The 18,802-nt window shown below is 72.6% G+C and carries 16 protein-coding genes; 9 read left to right on the forward strand and 7 right to left on the reverse strand.

The window, feature by feature from the left end; genetic code table 11:
* Positions 1-186: 186 nt before the first annotated feature.
* Positions 187-774 (reverse strand): hypothetical protein, encoded by a 588-nt coding sequence (locus Aco03nite_RS02105; protein WP_203792844.1) that lies wholly within the window; start codon positions 772-774, stop codon positions 187-189.
* Between the two features lie 181 nt (positions 775-955).
* Here Aco03nite_RS02105 and Aco03nite_RS02110 point away from each other — a divergent pair, with 181 nt between their 5' ends.
* Together Aco03nite_RS02110 and Aco03nite_RS02115 are read left to right on the forward strand one after the other, a co-directional pair.
* The gene (locus tag Aco03nite_RS02110; RefSeq protein ID WP_203792845.1) at positions 956-1,390 is read left to right on the forward strand and encodes a hypothetical protein; all 435 of its coding nucleotides are present in this window, start codon (positions 956-958) and stop codon (positions 1,388-1,390) included.
* Positions 1,387-3,579: an MFS transporter gene (locus tag Aco03nite_RS02115; protein WP_203792846.1), complete on the forward strand. Its 2,193-nt coding sequence runs from the start codon at positions 1,387-1,389 to the stop codon at positions 3,577-3,579. The genes Aco03nite_RS02110 and Aco03nite_RS02115 overlap by 4 nt, the downstream gene beginning before the upstream one ends.
* Before the next feature lie 302 nt (positions 3,580-3,881).
* On the opposite strand, the gene Aco03nite_RS02120 is transcribed toward Aco03nite_RS02115, so the two are convergent.
* The gene (locus tag Aco03nite_RS02120; RefSeq protein ID WP_203792847.1) at positions 3,882-4,685 is read right to left on the reverse strand and encodes a class I SAM-dependent methyltransferase; all 804 of its coding nucleotides are present in this window, start codon (positions 4,683-4,685) and stop codon (positions 3,882-3,884) included.
* 246 nt (positions 4,686-4,931) lie between these two features.
* On the opposite strand from Aco03nite_RS02120, the gene Aco03nite_RS02125 reads away from it, so the two are divergent.
* Positions 4,932-5,498: a helix-turn-helix domain-containing protein gene (locus tag Aco03nite_RS02125; RefSeq protein ID WP_203792848.1), complete on the forward strand. Its 567-nt coding sequence runs from the start codon at positions 4,932-4,934 to the stop codon at positions 5,496-5,498.
* Positions 5,499-5,727: 229 nt separating this feature from the next.
* Here Aco03nite_RS02125 and Aco03nite_RS02130 read toward each other — a convergent pair whose 3' ends face one another.
* The 3 genes from Aco03nite_RS02130 to Aco03nite_RS02140 are packed head-to-tail and all read right to left on the reverse strand — an operon-like array spanning position 5,728 to position 8,732.
* The gene (locus tag Aco03nite_RS02130; RefSeq protein WP_203792849.1) at positions 5,728-6,750 is read right to left on the reverse strand and encodes a LacI family DNA-binding transcriptional regulator; all 1,023 of its coding nucleotides are present in this window, start codon (positions 6,748-6,750) and stop codon (positions 5,728-5,730) included.
* A 9-nt stretch (positions 6,751-6,759) separates the two neighbouring features.
* Positions 6,760-7,731, reverse strand: a complete 972-nt coding sequence (gap, locus tag Aco03nite_RS02135; protein ID WP_203792850.1) for a type I glyceraldehyde-3-phosphate dehydrogenase — start codon at positions 7,729-7,731, stop codon at positions 6,760-6,762.
* Entirely contained in the window at positions 7,728-8,732 is a 1,005-nt protein-coding gene (locus tag Aco03nite_RS02140) for a GlxA family transcriptional regulator (protein ID WP_203792851.1), read from the reverse strand. The genes gap and Aco03nite_RS02140 overlap by 4 nt, the downstream gene beginning before the upstream one ends.
* A 78-nt stretch (positions 8,733-8,810) precedes the next feature.
* Between Aco03nite_RS02140 and Aco03nite_RS02145 the strand changes: the two genes are divergently transcribed.
* Entirely contained in the window at positions 8,811-9,821 is a 1,011-nt protein-coding gene (locus Aco03nite_RS02145; RefSeq protein WP_203792852.1) for a LacI family DNA-binding transcriptional regulator, read from the forward strand.
* Between the two features lie 109 nt (positions 9,822-9,930).
* On the opposite strand, the gene Aco03nite_RS02150 is transcribed toward Aco03nite_RS02145, so the two are convergent.
* On the reverse strand, positions 9,931-11,376 hold the full coding sequence (locus Aco03nite_RS02150; protein WP_203792853.1) for a serine/threonine-protein kinase: 1,446 nt from the start codon (positions 11,374-11,376) through the stop codon (positions 9,931-9,933).
* Positions 11,377-11,584: 208 nt separating this feature from the next.
* Here Aco03nite_RS02150 and Aco03nite_RS02155 point away from each other — a divergent pair, with 208 nt between their 5' ends.
* The 5 genes from Aco03nite_RS02155 (at position 11,585) to Aco03nite_RS02175 (ending at position 17,654) form a co-directional block, all read left to right on the forward strand.
* The gene (locus Aco03nite_RS02155) at positions 11,585-12,385 is read left to right on the forward strand and encodes a hypothetical protein (protein WP_203792854.1); all 801 of its coding nucleotides are present in this window, start codon (positions 11,585-11,587) and stop codon (positions 12,383-12,385) included.
* Between the two features lie 146 nt (positions 12,386-12,531).
* A complete protein-coding gene (locus Aco03nite_RS02160; protein WP_203792855.1) occupies positions 12,532-14,025 on the forward strand; it encodes a GGDEF domain-containing protein in 1,494 nt (497 codons plus the stop codon).
* Positions 14,022-16,313 (forward strand): putative bifunctional diguanylate cyclase/phosphodiesterase, encoded by a 2,292-nt coding sequence (locus Aco03nite_RS02165; protein ID WP_203792856.1) that lies wholly within the window; start codon positions 14,022-14,024, stop codon positions 16,311-16,313. Before Aco03nite_RS02160 ends, Aco03nite_RS02165 begins: the two co-directional genes overlap by 4 nt.
* Before the next feature lie 21 nt (positions 16,314-16,334).
* On the forward strand, positions 16,335-16,814 hold the full coding sequence (locus Aco03nite_RS02170; RefSeq protein ID WP_203792857.1) for a hypothetical protein: 480 nt from the start codon (positions 16,335-16,337) through the stop codon (positions 16,812-16,814).
* 75 nt (positions 16,815-16,889) lie between these two features.
* Positions 16,890-17,654 carry a hypothetical protein gene (locus Aco03nite_RS02175; protein ID WP_203792858.1) on the forward strand — a complete coding sequence of 255 codons (765 nt, stop codon included), beginning with the start codon at positions 16,890-16,892 and terminating at the stop codon, positions 17,652-17,654.
* Between the two features lie 16 nt (positions 17,655-17,670).
* On the opposite strand, the gene Aco03nite_RS02180 is transcribed toward Aco03nite_RS02175, so the two are convergent.
* A complete protein-coding gene (locus Aco03nite_RS02180) occupies positions 17,671-18,801 on the reverse strand; it encodes an ABC transporter substrate-binding protein (RefSeq protein ID WP_203792859.1) in 1,131 nt (376 codons plus the stop codon).
* Between the last annotated feature and the right edge of the window lies 1 nt (position 18,802).

Below are 18,802 nucleotides of genomic sequence, written 5' to 3' on the forward strand. Positions count from 1 at the left end.
CGACAACGCGATCCTCGGCCCGCTGGCCGACAAGCGCCTCTCCACCATCAACCGGATGGAGACCGCGATCGGCCGCAACGCCGCCAAGCCCGACCTCAACGCCGAGACCCTGTCGGTGTGCTCGCTGAACTCCTGATCCCCTGACGTAAGTCCCGACCCGGCCCGGCTGTTTCCCGACAGCCGGGCCTACTTTTCGAACAGGCCGTTCAGGCCGGAGACCGCGGCCTCCTGCTCGCGGGCCTCCAGAGCGTCACGCTCCACGATCTGCGCCTCCTCGACCAGGACCTCGGCCGCGACCGACGCCACGTGCGAACGCTCCCGCACCTGCGCCGCCTCGGCGACCGCCTCCTCGTAGGCCTGCAGCGCGTCACGCACCCGGCCGTCGTCGATCTCCACCGCCGCCGGGCCGGCCGCCGACCAGATGCCGTTGAGCTGCTCGACGGACAGCTCGCCACGCCGGTACGCGGCCAGCGCCGCCCGCTGCACCAGCAGATGCGTCTCGTCCGCGGTGGCCACCCGGGCCTCCCAGCGCGCCTCCAGGAAACGATCCTCGGCCCGGTCCCGCTCGCCGGCCGCCTCGGTCGCCTTGTACCAGGCGTCGTCGGCCTCCCGCACCGCACGGCCCGCGGCGGCCCGCACCGCACCCGCCTCCACCAGGCGTTCATCCGGTTCGGCGGGCGCCTGCCGGGGCCGCTGCCACGCTGCCACCACCGCCACGCTGCCCAGGATCACCACGACGACGGCGGCCGCCCCGGCCATCCACGTCCAGTCCATCGTTGCCGGTCCTCCCTCATCGCCGTCGATCCACCCGACCGTAAGGTGATCACCCGTCGGATCGCCAATCGGTGTGACCCGATCGCTCAGTGATAGCACTGTCCGATAGCCTCATGCGCCACTCACGTAACAACGGCGTGGTAGAAATCGCGCCGACGGAGATCGATCAGGGAGGGCCGGGTTGCCAGGCAGCACAGACACGATCGGTGGAACCGGCGGCGAGGGCGTCCGGGCCGGCGGCAGCGTGGTCGTCTATCTGTCCGTGAGCCTCCGCTCCCGCCTGCGGGAACGTGCCGCGAGCACCGGCCGGTCACACACCCAGCTGGTCTTCGACGCCCTCAACGCCACCCACACCCGGCTCGGTGGCCTGCTCGGCTCGTTCACCGAACAGCCCGGACCGGCCGACGGCATCTTCCTGGCCCAGCGGTCCGGCCGCCGCCGGCACACCGAGGACCGGGTGCAGGTGTCGATCCGTCCCCATCCGGCCAACCTCGCCGTCATCGATGAGCTGGCGGCACGGCACACTACCGGCAACCGCTCCGCGCTGATCTCCGCGGCGCTCGACGAGTTCCTCCCGGCCGGCACCCCGGCACCCCTGAAAGGCGTGACCCCGTGAAGCAGTTCAACGACCTGATCGCGGACTTCTGGCGGGACTATGCCGCCCTGGTCCTGCTGGCCGCGGGCCTGCTCGGGGTGGTGCTGCTGATCGCCTTCGCGATCTGGGCCAAGCGGTCGAAGAAGCCGCTGCGCCCGCTCGCCCTGGCGTTCAGCATGAACCTCGCACTGCTGCTCAACGCCGAGGGCATGTGGGTCATCGCGATCGACCAGCTGAAACTCCCGGCGATCTTCGCGGTGCTGGTCTTCGCCGTCTTCGAGATCTGCTTCCTGACCGCCACCTCACTGGCGGCCGAGCAGTACCGGCGGACGTCGGTCTACGCCCCGGACGGGACGATCGTCACACCCGGCCACCCCGGGCCGATGCTGTGGATCGCCGCGCTCATCGCCGGGCTCTCCGGCGTCATCGTGGCCAGCAACGCGGTCACCTTCACCGAGCAGCTGCTCCGCCTCGCCGTGCCCTGCATGATCTTCCTGATGTGGTGGGCGGCCCTGACCGCCGCCGGTCAGCGCGTGCGCCGGGGCCGGTTCGCCTACAGCCCGCGCCGTCTCGCCGAGCGCTGGGGCTTCCTCATTCCGGACGACGACCCCGATCTGGTACGCATGGGCACCGAGCGCCAGATCCGCCGCATGGTCTCCAACTACCACCGGGTCAGCGGCGGCCGTTTCCCCAAGGCCTGGTGGCGCAGCCGGCTGCTCAAGGACGCCCGCACCGCCGGGGAACCGGTCGTCGACGACGTCATCGAGCAGCTCGCCCGCATCCAGCGGGTGATGGATCTGCTGGTCCCCGGCGCCGCCCGGATCCCGGTGCCGGCCCGCCCGGACGCGCTGCGGGCCGCCGCCACGCCCCGGCCGGACACCATCGGGGAGCCGGTCACCGGCCCGGCCCGGGAACTCGAACCGGCGACCCTGGCCACCCCGGCGGGCCCGGCGCCCGCGACGGCGAACGGCCGGCAGACGGTCGAGCCGGTGCGGTTCGTGCCGCCCGCCCCCGAGCCGGTCATGGAGGATCCGCTCGACTCGGCGCTGACCGACGAGCAGGCCGCCGCGATGGCCGCGGTTCTCGCCCGCCAGCAGAACGCGGCGCCGCCGATCCCGCAGCCCGCGCCCCAGCCCGTCGCTCCGTCCGCACCCGTCGCTCAGCCGTCCGCGCCGGTCGTTCCGTCCGCGCCTGTCGCTCAGCCGTCCGCGCCGGTTGTTCCGTCCGCGCCGGTCGCTCAGCCGGCCGCTCAGACCGCGCCCGTCGCTCAGCCGCAGCCCGTCGCTTCGCCGGTCGCCGCGGCGCCCGCCGTTGTTCCGCCGCAGTCCAAGGCCCCGGTTCCGGCCCAGGTCGTGGTGCCGGCGCAGCGCGTCTCGGACACCGCCACGGTTCCGGTCATCCGGGTCGCCGACGCCCAGGCCGCCGGGCGTCCCGCCGCCGAGCCGCCGGCCGCTGAGCCGTCCGCCCCGCCCGCCATCCCGGCCTGGGCGTCCACCGGCACCGGCGCCCGCCCGGCCGTCAGCATCGCCGGATCGCCCTGGTGGCGGCTGGCCGTCGACCGGCTGAGCAAGCTGGTCGCCGCGGAGATCACCCCGGAGGAGCTGCCGGAGATGAACTACCTGCGGATCAACGAACTGGCCCGCAAACTCCACCCCCGGGTCTCCGAGCTGGGCGAGGGCGTGGTCCGGACATTCATCGGCGAGTACGTGCGGGAGCTGGACGGCGAGCACGTCGAGTCGGCCTACCCGTGGCGTGACTTCCTGCCCGCCCCGGCAGCCGCCAAGCCCGGCTCCGACGCCTGGCTGGCCGCCCTCGCCGACCTGCGCACCGCCTTGGAGGAGGAGCTCGGCGAGGGCCAGCCGATGGACCCGGACGAGCTGACCAACGTGCTCGCCCCGAGCGCGCCCCGCCTGGACGCGGCGACCGTCCGCTCGTTCATCGGCGACTACGTGCTCGCGCTGAACGGCATGTCCGCCGCCGGCGCCGGCCAGCCGTGGGCCGAACTGATGCCCCGCCCGCAGTCGGCCCGCCCGGCCAGCGACGAGGACCTGCTCGAGGTGCACGGCGCCGAGCTGTTCGAGCACCTGCGCAGCACCGGCCGCCTCAGCCGGTACAAGGTGCAGGCCGTGACCGGCATCAAGAGCCGGGTCCAGGCCGACCGGATCAAGGCGACCATAGAGGACCGGGCTGCCGAAACCGCAAGCGCCTGACCTGCCGTTCTCCATTCCACAAACCGTGTTTCACGCGCCGCCCGGACCAACGGTCCGGGCGGCGCGCTTTCGTCTGGCCGGGGCGGAGAGGTCGGGGACTCCACCGGGTTGGCGGAGACAAGGCAGGGACTCCACCGGATTAGGAGGAGAGAGGACAAGGCCTTCACCGGGCGGGAGCGGAAAAGCCAAGGTTTCACTGGGCCGAGGCGGAGAAGGAAAAAGCTTTCACCGGGCCAGGGCGGAGGAGGCAAGGCCTCCATCGGGCAAGGCCTCCATCGGGCGGGGCCGAGGAACCACGTTCCTCACCGGGTCGGGGCGGCGATCCAGACCGAGCGGGCGCTGTGGACGCGGAGGCCGGGTAGGTCGCGCAGCAGTTTCGCGTCGTCGGCGAGGAGGGTGTCCAGGGCCTCGCGGTCGTCGTCGGCGAGTTGGGCCACGACGCCGGCGCGGAAGCGCCGCAGGGTGGTGACGGCGTAGCGGACCGCCAGCTCCGGCAGCGGGGCGGACAGGTCGATCACCTGCTCGCGGGCCTCCCGGACGGTGAAACCGGCGGCTATCAGGCGGGACGCCCAGTCCGAACCCTGGTGCGGCATGTGCTCGGCGCGGGCCCGGCCGGCGATCTCGTGGCAGCGGTCCTCCAGACCCGGACGGCCCAGACCGATGTCGTACGGCAGGAAGCGCGGCACCGAATCCATCTCGATCATCGTGAGCAGGCCGCCGGGGCGCAGTGTCGCGCGGATGTCGGCCAGCACCCGGTCCGGGTCCTTCATGTGGTGCATCGACGAGGACGCCCAGACCAGGTCGGCCGGTCCGGTCTCCGGCCAGCCCGCGTCGACGTCGGCCAGCAGGGGCCGGATCCGGCCCTCGACACCGTGCCGCTGCGCCGATCCGCCGAGATGACTCAGCATGTCCGCCGAGGTGTCGATGGCGGTGACGGTGGCCTCCGGGAACCGCCGGAGCAGCGCGAACGTCCCGGTCCCGGTGCCCGCGCCCAGGTCGACGACGTCGCGGACCTGGTGGTCACCGGCCAGCCCGGCCACCGTGGCGGTGAGATCGGCCAACTGCCCGGCGGTGACCTCGGCATCCAGATCGAGCATCTCCGTCATGTCGTGCGAGAACCCGTGCCCGTGCCCGCCGTGATCGGAGCCCCCGTGCCCGTGCCCCGAATGGTGACCGTGCTCGTGCCCTGAACCGTGCCCGTGCCCTGGACCGCCGTGACCGCCGTGACCGGGGCCCGCGTGACCGGCGGCGGAGCTGTGGCTGTGACTGTGGCCGTGGGCGGGGGAGTGCTGTTCGTGTGCCATGCGATCGACTGTAGGTCGGCTTTGCGTCTGGAGCATACAGTCTTGCGTATGACGCAAGACGCTGATGTCGACGCACTGGTCCGGGCCCGCATCCGGGGGCTCCGGCTGGCCAAGGGCTGGTCACTCGACGAGCTGGGTGCCCGCTGTTATCTGAGCCCGTCCACGCTGAGCCGGATCGAGACCGGTCACCGGCGGATCGGGCTGGACCAGCTGACCACGATCGCCCGGGCGCTCGGCGCCAGCCTGGACGAGCTGGTCGACTCCGGGGGTGACGCGGTGGTGATCAAACCGCATCACCATCCGGAGCGCGGCATCACGACGTGGGTGCTGACCGGGGAGGAGGGGCGCAGCGGTATGACGGTGGCCCGGATCCGGATCACCCGCCCGGCGTCCCGGCGCCCCGAGGATCTGCGGGTGCATCCGGGGAAGGACTGGTTCACGGTGCTGTCCGGCACGATCGAGCTGGTGCTCGGCGACCGGGTGGTGGTGGTCGAGGCGGGCGAGGCGGCGTCGTTCTCGACGATGGTCCCGCACGCGTTCGGCGCCCGCGGCGGCCCCGCCGAGGTGATCGCGGTCCTGACCCCCGACGGCGAACGAACCCACGTCGACGAGTGACCCCGGCCGACGGACCGGCGCGGGCGAGTGGCCCCGGCCGGCGGTCCGGCGCGGGCGAGTGGCCCCGGCCGGCGGTCCGGTGCGGGCGAGTGGCCCCGGCCGGTGAGCGAGCTGACGTGCACGAATGACCCCGGCCTGCGGACACGCGCGCGGGGAAAGATCCCGGGGCGGGGGCCGCTCCCCGCGTACCGCAGCCGGAAGTTGATCGGGAAGGCCGGAGGCGGTGGGGTCAGTCGGGGACGGCGGGGGCGGTGCAGCTGGACCGCCAGATCAGGGTGGCGTCGGCCGACTCGATGTGCGGCTCGGCGCCGTCGCCGAGAGCCAGCGCCATCGCCCGCTCACCCATCTCCACCAGGGGCAGCTTGACCGTGGTGAGGGCGGGTGTCACGTCCCGCGCGATGGGCATGTCGTCGAAACCGGTCACCGAGATGTCGTCGGGGACGCGGATGCCCCGCTCCCGGAGGGTGGCCATCGCGCCGACCGCCATCGAGTCGTTCAGCGTGATGATCGCGGTCAGTTTCGGCTGGGCGTCGAGCAGCCCGGCGGTGGCGGTGGCCCCGCCGTCGCGGGTGAAGTCGGAGTAGACGATCCGGGACGCCGGCAGCGGCACGCCCAGCTCGTCGAAGGCGTGCCGGAAGCCGGTGAGCCGGTCGGTGGTGGTGGTCAGGTAGCGCGGCCCGGCGATCACCCCGACCTCGCGGTGCCCGAGCCCGAGCAGCCGCAGGCCGAGGGTGTGCGCGCCGGCCTCGTTGCCGGGCAGCACCGCGCTGCCGACCAGGCGGTGTCGGCCGATCACCGCGACCCGGCCGCCGGCCTGCTGATACGCGCCCAGCTCACCGTTGAGCCGCTCGGTGAACTCGTCGTCGTGGTAGCCGGAGCCGGCCAGGATCAGCGCGTGCACCTGCTGGGCGCGCAGCAGGGCGACGTAGGCCAGCTCCCGCTCCGGCTCCCGGTAGCTGTTGCAGATCACCAGGAGCCGGTCGTGCGCGCCCGCCTGGCGTTGCAGCCCGCGGGTGATCTCGGCGAAGTACGGGTCGGAGACGTCGTGCACGATCACCCCGACCGCGGACTTGCGGGGCCGGGCCACGCTCTGCGCGTGCGCGTTGGGCACGTAGTGCAGCTCGCGGACGGCGGCCAGAACCCGCTCCCGCAACTGCTCGTTGACCTTTTTCGCACTGTCGTTGATGACGCGGGAAACGGTCGCCGGGGACACCCCGGCGAGCCGGGCAACATCCGCCAGGGTGACCGCCATCCGCACAGGTTAGCGGGACAGCAACGTCAATGTGTCCACGACCCGGTTCGCGAATCCCCACTCGTTGTCGTACCAGGCCACCGCTTTGACGAGCCGCCCGTTCGCGGCGGTCAGCAGGGAATCGAAAACGGACGAGGCCGGGTCACCGGTGATGTCCGAGGAGACCAGCGGGTCGGACGAGTGGACCAGGATCCCGCGCAGCGGCCCGGACGCCGCCGCCGCGAACGCGCTGTTGATCTCCTCGACCGTCACCTCCCGGCTGACCAGGGCGTTCAGCTCGACCAGGGAGCCGACCGGCACCGGAACCCGCACCGAGTAGCCGGTGAGCCGCCCGGCCAGGCGGGGGAGCACCGCCCCGATCGCGGTGGCCGCGCCGGTGGTGGTGGGCGCGATGTTGATCGCGGCGTTCCGGGCCCGGCGCAGGTCACGGTGCGGGGCGTCCTGCAGGTTCTGCTCCTGCGTGTACGCGTGGATCGTGGTCATCGACCCGGCCTCGATCCCGGCCAGGTCGTCGAGGACCGACGCGACCGGGGCGAGCGCGTTGGTGGTGCAGGACGCGGTGGAGACGATCCGGTGCCGGGCCGGGTCGTAGTCGCCGTGGTTGATCCCGTACGCGATGGTGATGTCCGCGTCCTTGGCCGGCGCCGTGACCAGCACCTTACCGGTCACGTGCGCCCCGGCCCCGCTGGTGAACCGGCCGGTGGACTCGACCGCCACGTCGATGTCCGGCCAGGGCAGCTTCGACGGGTCCGGCTCGGCGGTCACCGCGATCTTGTGACCGTTCACGATCAGGTGGTCCGGGCCCGCTTCGACGGTGCCGGGGAACCGTCCGAGGGTGCTGTCGTAGCGGAGCAGGTGGGCGAGCGTCCGGGCGTCGGCCAGGTCGTTGACGGCGGCGATCTCGAAGCCGGCGCCGCTGGACACCGACGCTCGCAGCACGCTGCGCCCGATCCGGCCGAACCCGTTGATGGCGATTCTCATGCCGTCGACTCTCCGTGGATCAGCCGCAGATCAGGAGGGGGCTGAGCGCCGGTTTCCGCAAGCTTTGCGCCAAACGCCTTCCGGTACGCCGTCGGTGTCGTGCCGAGGATGCGCTGGAAGTGCACCCGCAGGTTGGCGCCGGTGCCGAGCCCGACCCGGGCGGCGATCTGGTCGACACCGAGCGGGGAGCCCTCCAGGTACCAGCGGGCCATGTCGATCCGGGCGCGCAGGAGCCACTGCATCGGGGTGTAGCCGGTGTCCTCGACGAACCGGCGGCCGAACGTGCGGGTCGACACCCGGGCGTGCCGGGCCATCTCGGGGACACCGATCGGCTGGTTCAGCCGGCGCAGCGCCCACTCGCGGGTGGCGGCGAGCGTGTCGCCGAGGGTCTCGGGCAGGCTGCGCGGGACGACCTGGGGCTGGCCGCCGCTGCGGTACGGTGCGGCGATGATGGTCCGGGCCACCTCGTTGGAGGCCTGCACGCCGTGGTCCCGCCGGATGATGTGCAGGCAGAGGTCGATGCCGGCGGCGAGCCCCGCGGAGGTGAGGACGTTCCCCTCGTCGACGAAGAGCACGTCCGAGACGACCGAGATCTCGGGATGGAAGCGTTGCAGGTCGGCGGTCCGCAGCCAGTGCGTCGTGGCCCGCCGCCCGTCGAGCAGCCCGGCCGCGGCGAGCGCGAACGCCGCCGTGCAGATCGACACCATCCGGGCGCCGCGGGTCGCCGCCAGCCGCAGCGCGTCCAGCACCGGGGGTGCGGGCGGATCGAGATAGGTGTTGAAAGCGGTCACGATCACGGTGTCCGCCGACGACAGGAGCGACAGCCCGTGCTCGACCGTAAAGCCGAGCCCGTCCCGCCCGGGAACCTGGCCCGGGGTGACCGAACAGTGCCGCAGTTCGTACCCCAGGCCGTGCCGGGGCGCGAAGATCTGGCTGATGATCCCCACGTCCATGGGATTGGCGCCGGGTAGGACCAGGACCGCGATTCGATGTGCTCGCACACAACAATCGTGCCCGGTGCCTGGAAACGCTTTAGTGGCGCGTGTACCGTGGGTCGGTCGCGGAAAGGACGGTCAGCGATGAGGGAAGACCGGAACCGCTCGACCGGGCGCCCGACTTTGGAAGAGGTCGCGGCCCGGGCCGGAGTGGGCCGCGGGACCGTGTCCCGGGTGGTCAACGGGTCGGCGCAGGTCAGCCCGCGAGCGCGGCAGGCCGTGCAGGACGCCATCGACGCGCTCGGTTACGTACCGAACCGGGCCGCGCGGGCCCTCGTCACGCAGCGTACTGATTCGATCGCTCTGGTGGCGTTCGAGTCGGGAGAGCGCTTCTTCGCCGAGCCGTTCTTCGGCCGGATCGTGCAGTCGATATCGACCGTGCTGGTGGCCCGCAACCTGCAGATGGTCCTGATGATCGCGCAGGCCGCCGAGGAGCGCCGCCAGCTGGAGGGTTACCTGACCCGCCAGCACGTGGACGGCGCGCTGCTGCTGTCGTTGCACGGCGACGACCCGCTGCCCGCGGTGCTGGAGGAGCGTGGTGTGCCGACGGTGCGCGCCGGCCGTCCCTACCACCCGGAGCCGGTCAGTTTTGTCGACGCGGACAACCGGGCCGGGGCCCGCGCCGCCGTCACCTACCTCCGTGACCAGGGCCGCCGGTGCATCGCCACGATCACCGGGCCGCTCGACATGGCGGTCGGCATCGCCCGTTTCGACGGGTACCGCGACGTGGTCGGCGACGGCCCGGCCGCCCGGGGTGACTTCGGCGAGCTGAGCGGCGCGACCGCGATGGAGTGGCTGCTGCAGCAGTACCCGCAGATCGACGCGGTGTTCTGCGCCTCGGACATGATGGCCGCCGGCGCGCTGCGCGTGCTGCGCCGGGCCGGTCGCCGGGTGCCGCAGGACGTCGCCGTGATCGGCTTCGACGACTCGGTCGTCGCCCGGCACACCGACCCGCCGCTGACCAGCGTCTATCAGCCGGTCGAGCAGATGGGCCAGGAGATGGTCCGGCTGCTGCTCACCAAGATCGACGGCGTGGAGCACACCGATTGGGAGACGGTGCTGCCCACCCGCCTGATCTTGCGGGGCTCCGCTTAAAACCTTTCATTTTGTACGCCCGTCAACAGCCCCGCTCCGACCCCGCAAGGTCGGCGCGGGGCCGGGACCGACCAGCGGCCGCCGGGCCGGACGCGGTGGTCCCGCGGGACTACACCACCGCTTTCAGGTCGGCGATCCGCTCCTGGAGGATGGCCGCCTGGTTCTCGGTGAGCCCACCCTCGTTGAGCCGCTGGCGGACCTTGCGCCGCAGCTGGTCGACCTGATCGCCGAGGTCGGCGTCGGATTCCGGGTCGATCAGGCGCAGCAGGTTGCGGAAGTCCAGGGCCACGTCCTGCCGGATCTCGCCCTGCTCCTCACCCCGGTCGACGGCGTTCTGCACCCGGCGCAGCGCGGTGTCGACGCTCAGCGACGCGGTGACCGCCTGACTGGCCGACGTGACGGCGGCCGACGGGCTGGGCGACTCGGCCGGTTCCGTCGGCGACGGTCGCGGTGACAGGCTGGGCGGTGCGGGCGGGGGAGCACTCCCGGTGACGGTGGCCTCCGGCACAGCGGGTTCGGTGGTGTTGCCCGGCCCGGCCGCGAAGTCGCCCTCCCGGCTGGACGTCCCGACCGCCTGCACCACGAAGACGAACGCGATCGCGAGCGCCACCAGGGCCGCGCCGACCCCCACCCGCTTGAGCACCGGCGAGCCCTCCCGGGCGGCGTACGGCAGCACCTTGGCGTGGCCGGTGGGTGGTCGGCCGGGCAGCGGGATGGTCAGCCGGGCCGGTGCCGACGGGATCAGCCGGGACAGCACCCGGCGGGCCTGCGCGGCGGTCGGCCGGCGGTGCGGGTCCTCGTCCAGGCAGCGCATGATCAGCTCGCGCAGCCGGCCGGGCAGCGCCTCGGGCAGCGGGGTCGGCCCGTGGGTGAGGGCGGCGGCCAGCTCCTCCCAGGTGTTCACGTCGTACGGCGGATCACCGGTGACCATCTCGAACAGCAGCACGCCCAGCCCGTACAGGTCGGTCGCGGGTTCGGCGGGTTTGCCGTCCATCCGTTCCGGCGCCGCGTAGGCCGGGGTGCCGAAGCTGGCGCCGGTCTCGTCGTCGTCCGGTTCACCGGCGGCGGCGCTGATCCCGAAGTCGAGCAGTTTCACCCCGCCCGGGCAGAGCATCACGTTGCCCGGTTTGATGTCGCGGTGCACCACCCCGGCGGCGTGCGCGGCGGCCAGCGCCTCGGCGACCGCGGTCCCGATCGACACCGCCTCGCCCCACGGCATCGGCCCGCCCAGGTCGCAGAGCCGGGCCGCGACGGTCTCGCCGGCCAGCAGCTCCATCACCACGAACGGGGCGACCGAGCCGTCCGGGCGGACCGCCTCCCGGTAGTCGTGCACGGCAGCGATGCCCGGGTGCGACAGCCGTGCGGCCAGCCGGGCCTCGCGCCAGGCCAGGTGCGCGGCCCGGGTGTCACCGGCCGGGAGCTTGACCGCGACCGGCCGGTCCAGCAGCTCGTCGGTCGCCCGCCAGACCTGTGCCATCCCCCCGGTCTCCAACAGCGTCACCAGGCGGTATCGAGAGGCGAGCAGGACGCCCGTGTCCGGCCAAACTTCGTGCATCCCAGGACATTCACGTAGTGCGGCGGGCATGTCAACACTTCCGGGGCTTCCACGGGGCGCATCTCACCGTCGAAAGGCACAAAGTCGCGCAACCGATCCGCACCCGCAGGGCCCCCCGGTTTGAACCCTGCGCTGGCGAATCTTAGGTCCTCCCCGAGAGAACGACCGCAACGAACCCCAGCTACGAACCCCACCAAGGAGCTCCCCGATGCGCATGCGTCGCACCGCAGTCGCCGTCGCCACCGTGGCCACCGCCCTCACCGTCTCCGTCGCCGGCGGGACCGCCGCCTACGCCCACAACGGCAACGGCAAGGATCGCAAGCCCTGCCCGACCGACTCGGTGAAGCCCAAGCCCACCGAATCGGCGAAGCCCAAGCCATCGGTGTCGGTGACGGCGACCGTGAACCCGACGGTCAGCCCCTCGGTGTCGGTCAGCCCCTCGGCGAGCCGCTCGACCGGCGCCGGCCTGATCCTGCCGTTCGTCGCCACCGGCACGATCGACGCGGTCAACCTCGCGGCCGGCACGATCACCGTGGACACCACCGGCGGCACCAAGGAACTGATCGGCACCGACGTCACGGTGAAGGTCCCGAAGATCGCCCAGGTCGTCACGAACGGCACCAAGGTGCTCACCGACGACCTGCTCAAGGGCGTGGACAACCTGATCAAGGTGGGCACCTCGCCCAAGGACCTGAAGGTCACGGTCGGTGGTCTGCGGACCGGCGACACCTACACCGCGGGCCTGATCCAGGCCGGCATCAACCTCGGTGGCCTGAAGCCCAGCACGTCACCGACCCCGGCGCCCACCGCGACCGCCACCTCCCCGAAGCCGGGCGTCACCGTCACCGTCACCACCACCCGGACCGTCACGCCCACCCCCACCACCTCGGTCGAGCCCGGCGGCACCCCGACGACCGCCGCCCCGAACCCGACCGTGACCGTCACGGTGACCGCCACCAAGACCGTCACGCCCACCCCGACCGTCTCGATCGAGCCCGGCGGCAACTGAGCACCAGCCGTCACCGGGACCACCGCCGGCCGGTACGCCCCCACCCGCGATCACCATCCGGGGCGTACCGGCCGGCGGTGTTCGTTAATTCTTGCCGCGATCCGGCCGATACCTGGCGGGGAAGGCCCCACAGGACGGAGTGCGCTATGACGCCGGCGCCGCATGCCAGGCTGCTGCGTGATCCCGGACTGATCGCTCTGACCGTCGCGGCGGTGCTGGTGACCGGCGCCTTCCTGTCCGGCGCCGGCACCCCGCGCACCCAGCTGGTGGCCTGCTGGACGATCGCGGTGATCCTGGACGTCCTGCAGTTCCACCTCGCCGGGCGAGTGTGCCGGATTCCCGGTCTGCCCCGGTACGCCCGCCGGTTCTGGCGGGCCATCTCGGTCGCCGGTCTGCTCTACCTGATCGGCGACGGGACGCGGCTCGTGTCGGCCCTGAGCGATCCGGGCGCCGAGACGATCGCGCTCAGCCCGCTGCAGTCGGTCACCACGATCGCCGGGATCGCGACCATCTGCGTGGCCGCGATGCGCCCGGACCGGGCCACCGGCCGCCCCCGCCGCGAGCGGGTCCGGATGACGCTGGACCTGATGATCGTCAGCAGCGCCTCGGTGGTGGTGGCCTGGGCGCTGGTCAGCCGGGCCGGCGCCGGGCCGGGCGCGTACGCGACGGCCCTGTTCGAATGCGGGGTGATGCTGTGCGCGGTGTACGCCGGGCTCCGGGCCGCCCTCACCGGTGACGCCCCGGCCGGTCTGTCCGCGGCCGTCCCGCTGATGCTGTCCACGATCGCCCTGGCCGTGGCCGACGTCGTGGTGCCAGCCGGCACCGTGGCGGATCTCGGCACCCAGGCGGCGCTGGTGCTCACTCCCTGCCTCCTGCTGTTGTTCGCGCCCCGGATCCAGGTCCTGCAGGGCCGGTCCGGCCTGAACCGGCAGTGGTCCGGGCTGCGGGGCCGGCGGTACAGCGCGCTGCCGTACACCGGCACCCTGGTCTGCGCGATCACCCTGGTGCTGGTGCTGGCCACCCGCGGGCTGGGCGTGCCGTCCTGGGGCGCCCTGGCCGGGCTGCTGGTCAACGTGGCCCTGGTGATCGCCCGGCAGCTGGTCACGCTGGCCGAGAACAACAGTCTGGTCGAGGAGATCCGGGACCGCGAACGGCGGCTCACCGAACTCCTCGACCAGGTGCGTCACCAGGCCGGGCACGACGAGCTGACCGGGCTGGCGAACCGGCGCGAGTTCACCGCGGCGATGGCCGGGCACTCCGGGGACGTCACCGTGCTCCTGATCGACCTGAACGGTTTCAAACAGATCAATGACACGTACGGGCATGCCGCCGGTGACGCCATGCTGAGACACGTGACCGGACTGCTGCGGGAGTGCGCCGGCCCGGACGACCTGCCGGCTCGTCTGGGTGGTGACGAGTTCGCCGTCCTGGTCGCGGGGGACACCGCGGCGGGTGAGCGGATCGCCGCCCGGCTGCGCGCCGCCCTGCTCCGGCCCGCGGAGATCGCCGGCCGCCCGGTCCGGCCGGGCGCCAGCATCGGCCTGGCCACCGGACCGGCCGCCGATCCGGACCAGCTGCTGCACGCCGCGGACCTGCGGATGTACGAGGAGAAACAACGCAGCCGGGCTCTGACGCCATGAGAGGCCGGCCCGTCGCGGCGGGAGTCGTCTGCCTGCTGGGTGCCCTCTGGTACCTGAGCTGGATGATCGCGTCTCCCGGCACCGTGGCGGCCGGTTACCTGTTCATGCCGGTCAGCATGGCCTGCGCCGGCCTGGCCGTGGGCCGGATGCGCCGGGGCACCCCGCTGGTCCCGGCGGCCCGCCGGTTCTGGCTGCTGCTGGAGATCGGCTGCCACCTGCTCACCGCCGGGTACGTCGTGCTGGCGTTCGCCGCGTTCCGGGACGCCCCGGAGCTGGCCACCATGCCGGCGGCGTCGGCCGCGCTGATCGGGGCCGGCGCGCTGGTCGCGATGTGGGCGGTGGGGCAGGTGCCGCTCGGCGTGACCACCTGGCCGGAACGCGGCAAGCAGTGGCTGGACCGGGCGATCGCGTTCCTCGGCTGCACCGCCGTGCTGTGGCATCTCGGCATCGCCCCGATCCTGTGGTCGGACCATCCGTGGACCCCGGCGGCGGTGACCACCCTGGTGGCGGGCTGTCTGCTGACGGCCGGCTCGATCACCAAGGTGGCCTACGTGGCCGGTGGCCCGGTGGACCGGGCGGCGCTCCGCCTGGTCGCCTCGACCGGCCTGGCCATCGCGGTGATGCTGCTGCTCGCCGTCCTCGGCGGGCCCGGCGGGATCCTGCCCGGCACCGCGATCTGCCTGCCGGTCTGCGGACTGCTGATCACGCTCGCCGCCCGCCGCCAGCGGGTGGCCGCGACCGGCACCCGCCCGGTCAGCGCCGGCAACGTCTGGCTGCCCTACCTGGCGGTGCTCGCGGTCGACGTGCCGGTCGTGGACGTGCTGATCCGCCCCGGGTTCTGGGCGCCCGGCGTCTGGGAGGGCCGGCTGGCGGTCTGCGCGGCGGTCGTGGTGACCGCCCTGGTGGCGCTGCGGCAGTACGTGGTGTGGCGGGAGAACACCGCCCTGCTGCGGGAGAACCGGGAGTCCGAGGCGCGGCTGCGGCACGAGGCCACCCACGACCGGTTGACCGGGCTGGCCAACCGGGCGCTGTTCCGGCAGGCCCTGGAGACCGCGCTGGCGACCGGCCCGGTGACCGTGCTGCTGGCCGACCTGGACGAGTTCAAGACGGTCAACGAGTCGCTCGGCGACGACGCCGGGGACGGGCTGCTGGTGGCGTTCGCGCAGGTGCTCCGGGAGACGGCCGGCCCGGGCGCGGAGGTGGCCCGGCTGGCCGGCGACGAGTTCGCGGTGCTGCTGCCCGGCGGCTCCCCCGGCACGACCGGCGAGGAGGTGGCCGGGCGGATCTCGGCGGCGACCGCGATGCCGATCAGCGCGCAGCGGCTGCTGGTCCGGTTCAGCGCCGGCCTGGACACCGTGCCACGGGGCGCCGAGGTGGGTCAGGTGCTGCGCCGCGCCGACGCCGCCCTCTACGTCGCCAAGGAGCGGGGCGGGGGGAACTGGGCGCGGTACGCCGACGGCATGGAACGCCCGGTGTCGGCGCACGTACGGCTCGGCGGCGACCTGCGCCGGGCCCTCGACGACGGCGAGTTCACCCTGCTCTACCAGCCGCTGGTGGCGCTCGCCGACCGGCGGATCGTCGGGGTGGAGGCGCTGGTCCGCTGGGAGCATCCGGAACGCGGCACGGTGCCGCCGATCGACTTCATCCCGGCGGCCGAGCGGACCGGGCTGATCGTGCCGCTGGGCCGGTGGGTGCTGCGCGAGACCTGCCGGCAGGCGGCCGCGTGGCTGGCCGAGTTCGGCCCGGACGCCCTGGACAAGGTGTCGCCGAACGTGTCGGTACGGCAGCTGCACGACCCGGACTTCGTCGCCGACGTGGCGGCGGCGCTGGCCGACACCGGACTGCCGGCCACCCGGCTGGCGCTGGAGCTGACCGAGTCGGCGGTGCTGCGCGGGCACCACGTCTCCCAGGTCCTGCACGAGATCCATGCGATGGGCGTACGCCTGGCCCTGGACGATTTCGGCACCGGCGAGTCGTCGCTGAGCCTGCTGCGGTCGTTCCCGGCGGCGATCGTCAAGCTGGACAAGTCGTTCGTCGACCACATCGAGGACGACGAGCCGGGCACCCCGGAGGCGGACGCCCGGCAGGCGGTGGCCCGCGCGGTGGTGCAGCTGGCCGGCGCTCTCGGCCTGGACACCGTGGCCGAGGGCATCGAGAACCAGGAGCAGGCCGACCGCCTGTTCAAGCTGGGTTACACCGTCGGCCAGGGTTACCACCTGGCCCGCCCGATGCCGGCCGACCGGATCACCGAGCTGCTGGCCACCCGCCACCTCGGAGCCGCCGCTTGAGAGCCCGATATCGTACGGCCCATGGAAGCCGCCGACTCTCTGTCCGAGTGGCTGGGCCGGCTCGCGTTCGAGGGCCTGTCCGAGGGGGACGCCACCGCCCGGATCACCGGCGAGATCGCCCGGTGGGCCGACTGGCAGGGCTGGCGGGTCTACCGGCGCGCGCCGAGTGTCTTCCCGCTGCCCCCGCCGCTGCGCGGCCACTCGGTGATCGACGTCGCCTGCGCCCGCCCCGGTGAGCAGCCGGTGGTGATCGAGGTGGACCGCACCGACCGGCAGCGCACCGTCGACAAGCTGCTCGCCGAGGCCGCCGCCGGCCGGCTGGCGATCTGGGTGCGCTGGGGCGCCGGCCCGTTCCCGGCCCCGCCGCTGCCGGTGCACCTGGTCACGGTCGAGGCGGCCCGGGAGTCCGGCCGCTGGCGTACCGCGACGGCTCAGCGGCCCGCCCCGCAGCACTCGGCGAGCGGCACGGACGGGGTGGAGGCCCCGCTGTGGGAGGTGTGAACCATGGCATTGGTCACGGATTCCACCCCTTCGAATCATTTGCCGGACGGTGGTGGATAGGTCACGCTAGGTCGCGTGACTTCACACCCGGCGTCATGGTGGGCGCAGTTCCCCGAGGCCTCCGAGCGTTTCGACGCCGCCCAGCTGACCGAGGGGCTCGGCGATCTGATCAACCCGCGGATCGCCTCGCCGCTGCTGCGCCGGGAGGCCGAGCTGGCCACCTACACGGTGGTCCGGCACCTCCAGCGGCCCCAGGCGGAGGAGTTCGCCCGTCAGGCGCGGGAGTCGGCGGAGCGGCTGGTCGCCACGGTGGCCCGGTTGGAGGAGCGGTCCGGTGACGGGTTCTCCCTGGTCGAGGCGCACGCGGTGGCGCTGCTGCTGCAGGGCCGATTCGGGGACGCCGCACACGCCGCCGAGGCGTTCCTGAAGACCCAGGAGATCCTGCGTCTGTTCGTCGCCGCGCTGCGGATGGAGCGTTTCGACGTGAACCTGGCGGTGCGGATGCTGGCCGCCGGGCACCAGCCGGCCGCCGCGATGCAGTCCGGCCTGGTCGTCGGGAAGTACAGCTGGTGGCCGAGCTGGCTGATCGGCGTGGTCACCGAGCGGGCGATGACGGGTGATCTGGACGACGAGACGGTCAGCGCCCTGGACCGGTGCGCCTACGCGGAGCTGACCCCGGCCCAGTCCCGGATCGCCCGCCGCCTGCTCGCCGGGGAGGACGCCCTGGTCGACGCGTCCGCGATCCGGCTGGAGGGCCTGGGCGAGGCGGAGGCGGCGGAGAAACTGCGCCAGGGCGACCTGACCGCGGTCGCCCTGGCGGCTCGTCTCATCCCGGTGTAGGTAGGGCCTGAGGGCCCTACGCGCCGCCCTCGGTGAGGGTGACGGTGGCCGGCTGGAACGCCGATCCGGTGACGTCGACCCCGGCCGCCTTGGCCTGCTCGATCGCCTGGCTGATGTAGTCGTTGGTGAAGGCCAGTCCCTCCGGGGTCTTGGTCAGCACGGTGTCGCCGGTCTGGTTCTTGGTGGTCATCGAGATGTCCACGGTCTGCTTCCAGGCCGCGTCGTCGATCGTCCCGATCCCGGCGCCGGGGGCCGGCCAGATCAGCTTGTTGGTCTCGTTCATCTGCCACAGCTGGTGGCTCTTGCCGAGCTTGGAGCCCTTGGCGACGACCAGGTCCCGGCACTTCTCGGCGTTGTCCCGGCAGAACGCCCAGCCCTGGATGGTGGCGGTCAGGAACTTCACCGTCTGTGCCTGGTAGTTCGGGTCGCTCAGCTTCTCGGTGTTGGCCCAGACCGCGTCCTGCAGCATCGAGGAGCCTTCGGTCTTCCAGTCGATGATCGCGAAGTCGTCGGCCGTGTACAGCTGCCCGGTCGCCGGGTTCTTGGCCTCCAGCAACTGCGCGTACTCGTTGTAGCTCATCGCCTGGGCGGCGTCGATCTCCTTCTTCAGCAGCGCCTGCATGTCGAACTGCTGCTGCACCAGGGTGACGTCCTTGCTGGGGTCGAGCCCGGCCTTGGTCATCCCGGCGAACAGCTCGAACTCGTTGCCGAAGCCCCAGTTCCCGACCTTCTTGCCCTTGAGATCGGCGGCCGAACCGATGCCGCTGTCCTTCCAGGCGACCTGGTAGGTGCCGGAGCGGGCGAAGATCTGCCCGACGTCGGTGATCCCGGCGCCCTGCTCCCGGGACGCGAGCGCCTTCGGCACCCAGGCCACCGCGTAGTCGGCCTTGCCGGTGGCCAGCACGGTCTGCGGGACGATGTCGACGCCGCCTTCGAGCAGTTCGACGTCGAGGCCCTGCTGCTGGTAGAAGCCCTGGTCGACGGCGGCGATGTAGCCGGCGAACTGGGCCTGGAAGAACCACTGCAGCTGGAGCTTGATCGGGGTGAGCGCGCCACTGGCGCCCGGGGCGGGGGTGGTGGGGGTATCGGCGGTACCGCAGGCGCCCAGGGCGAGCACCGACGCGAGAAGGATGCGGGAGAACTTCAAG

Origin of the sequence: Actinoplanes couchii (genome assembly GCF_016862075.1) — a bacterium.
GTDB classification, from domain to species: domain Bacteria; phylum Actinomycetota; class Actinomycetes; order Mycobacteriales; family Micromonosporaceae; genus Actinoplanes; species Actinoplanes couchii.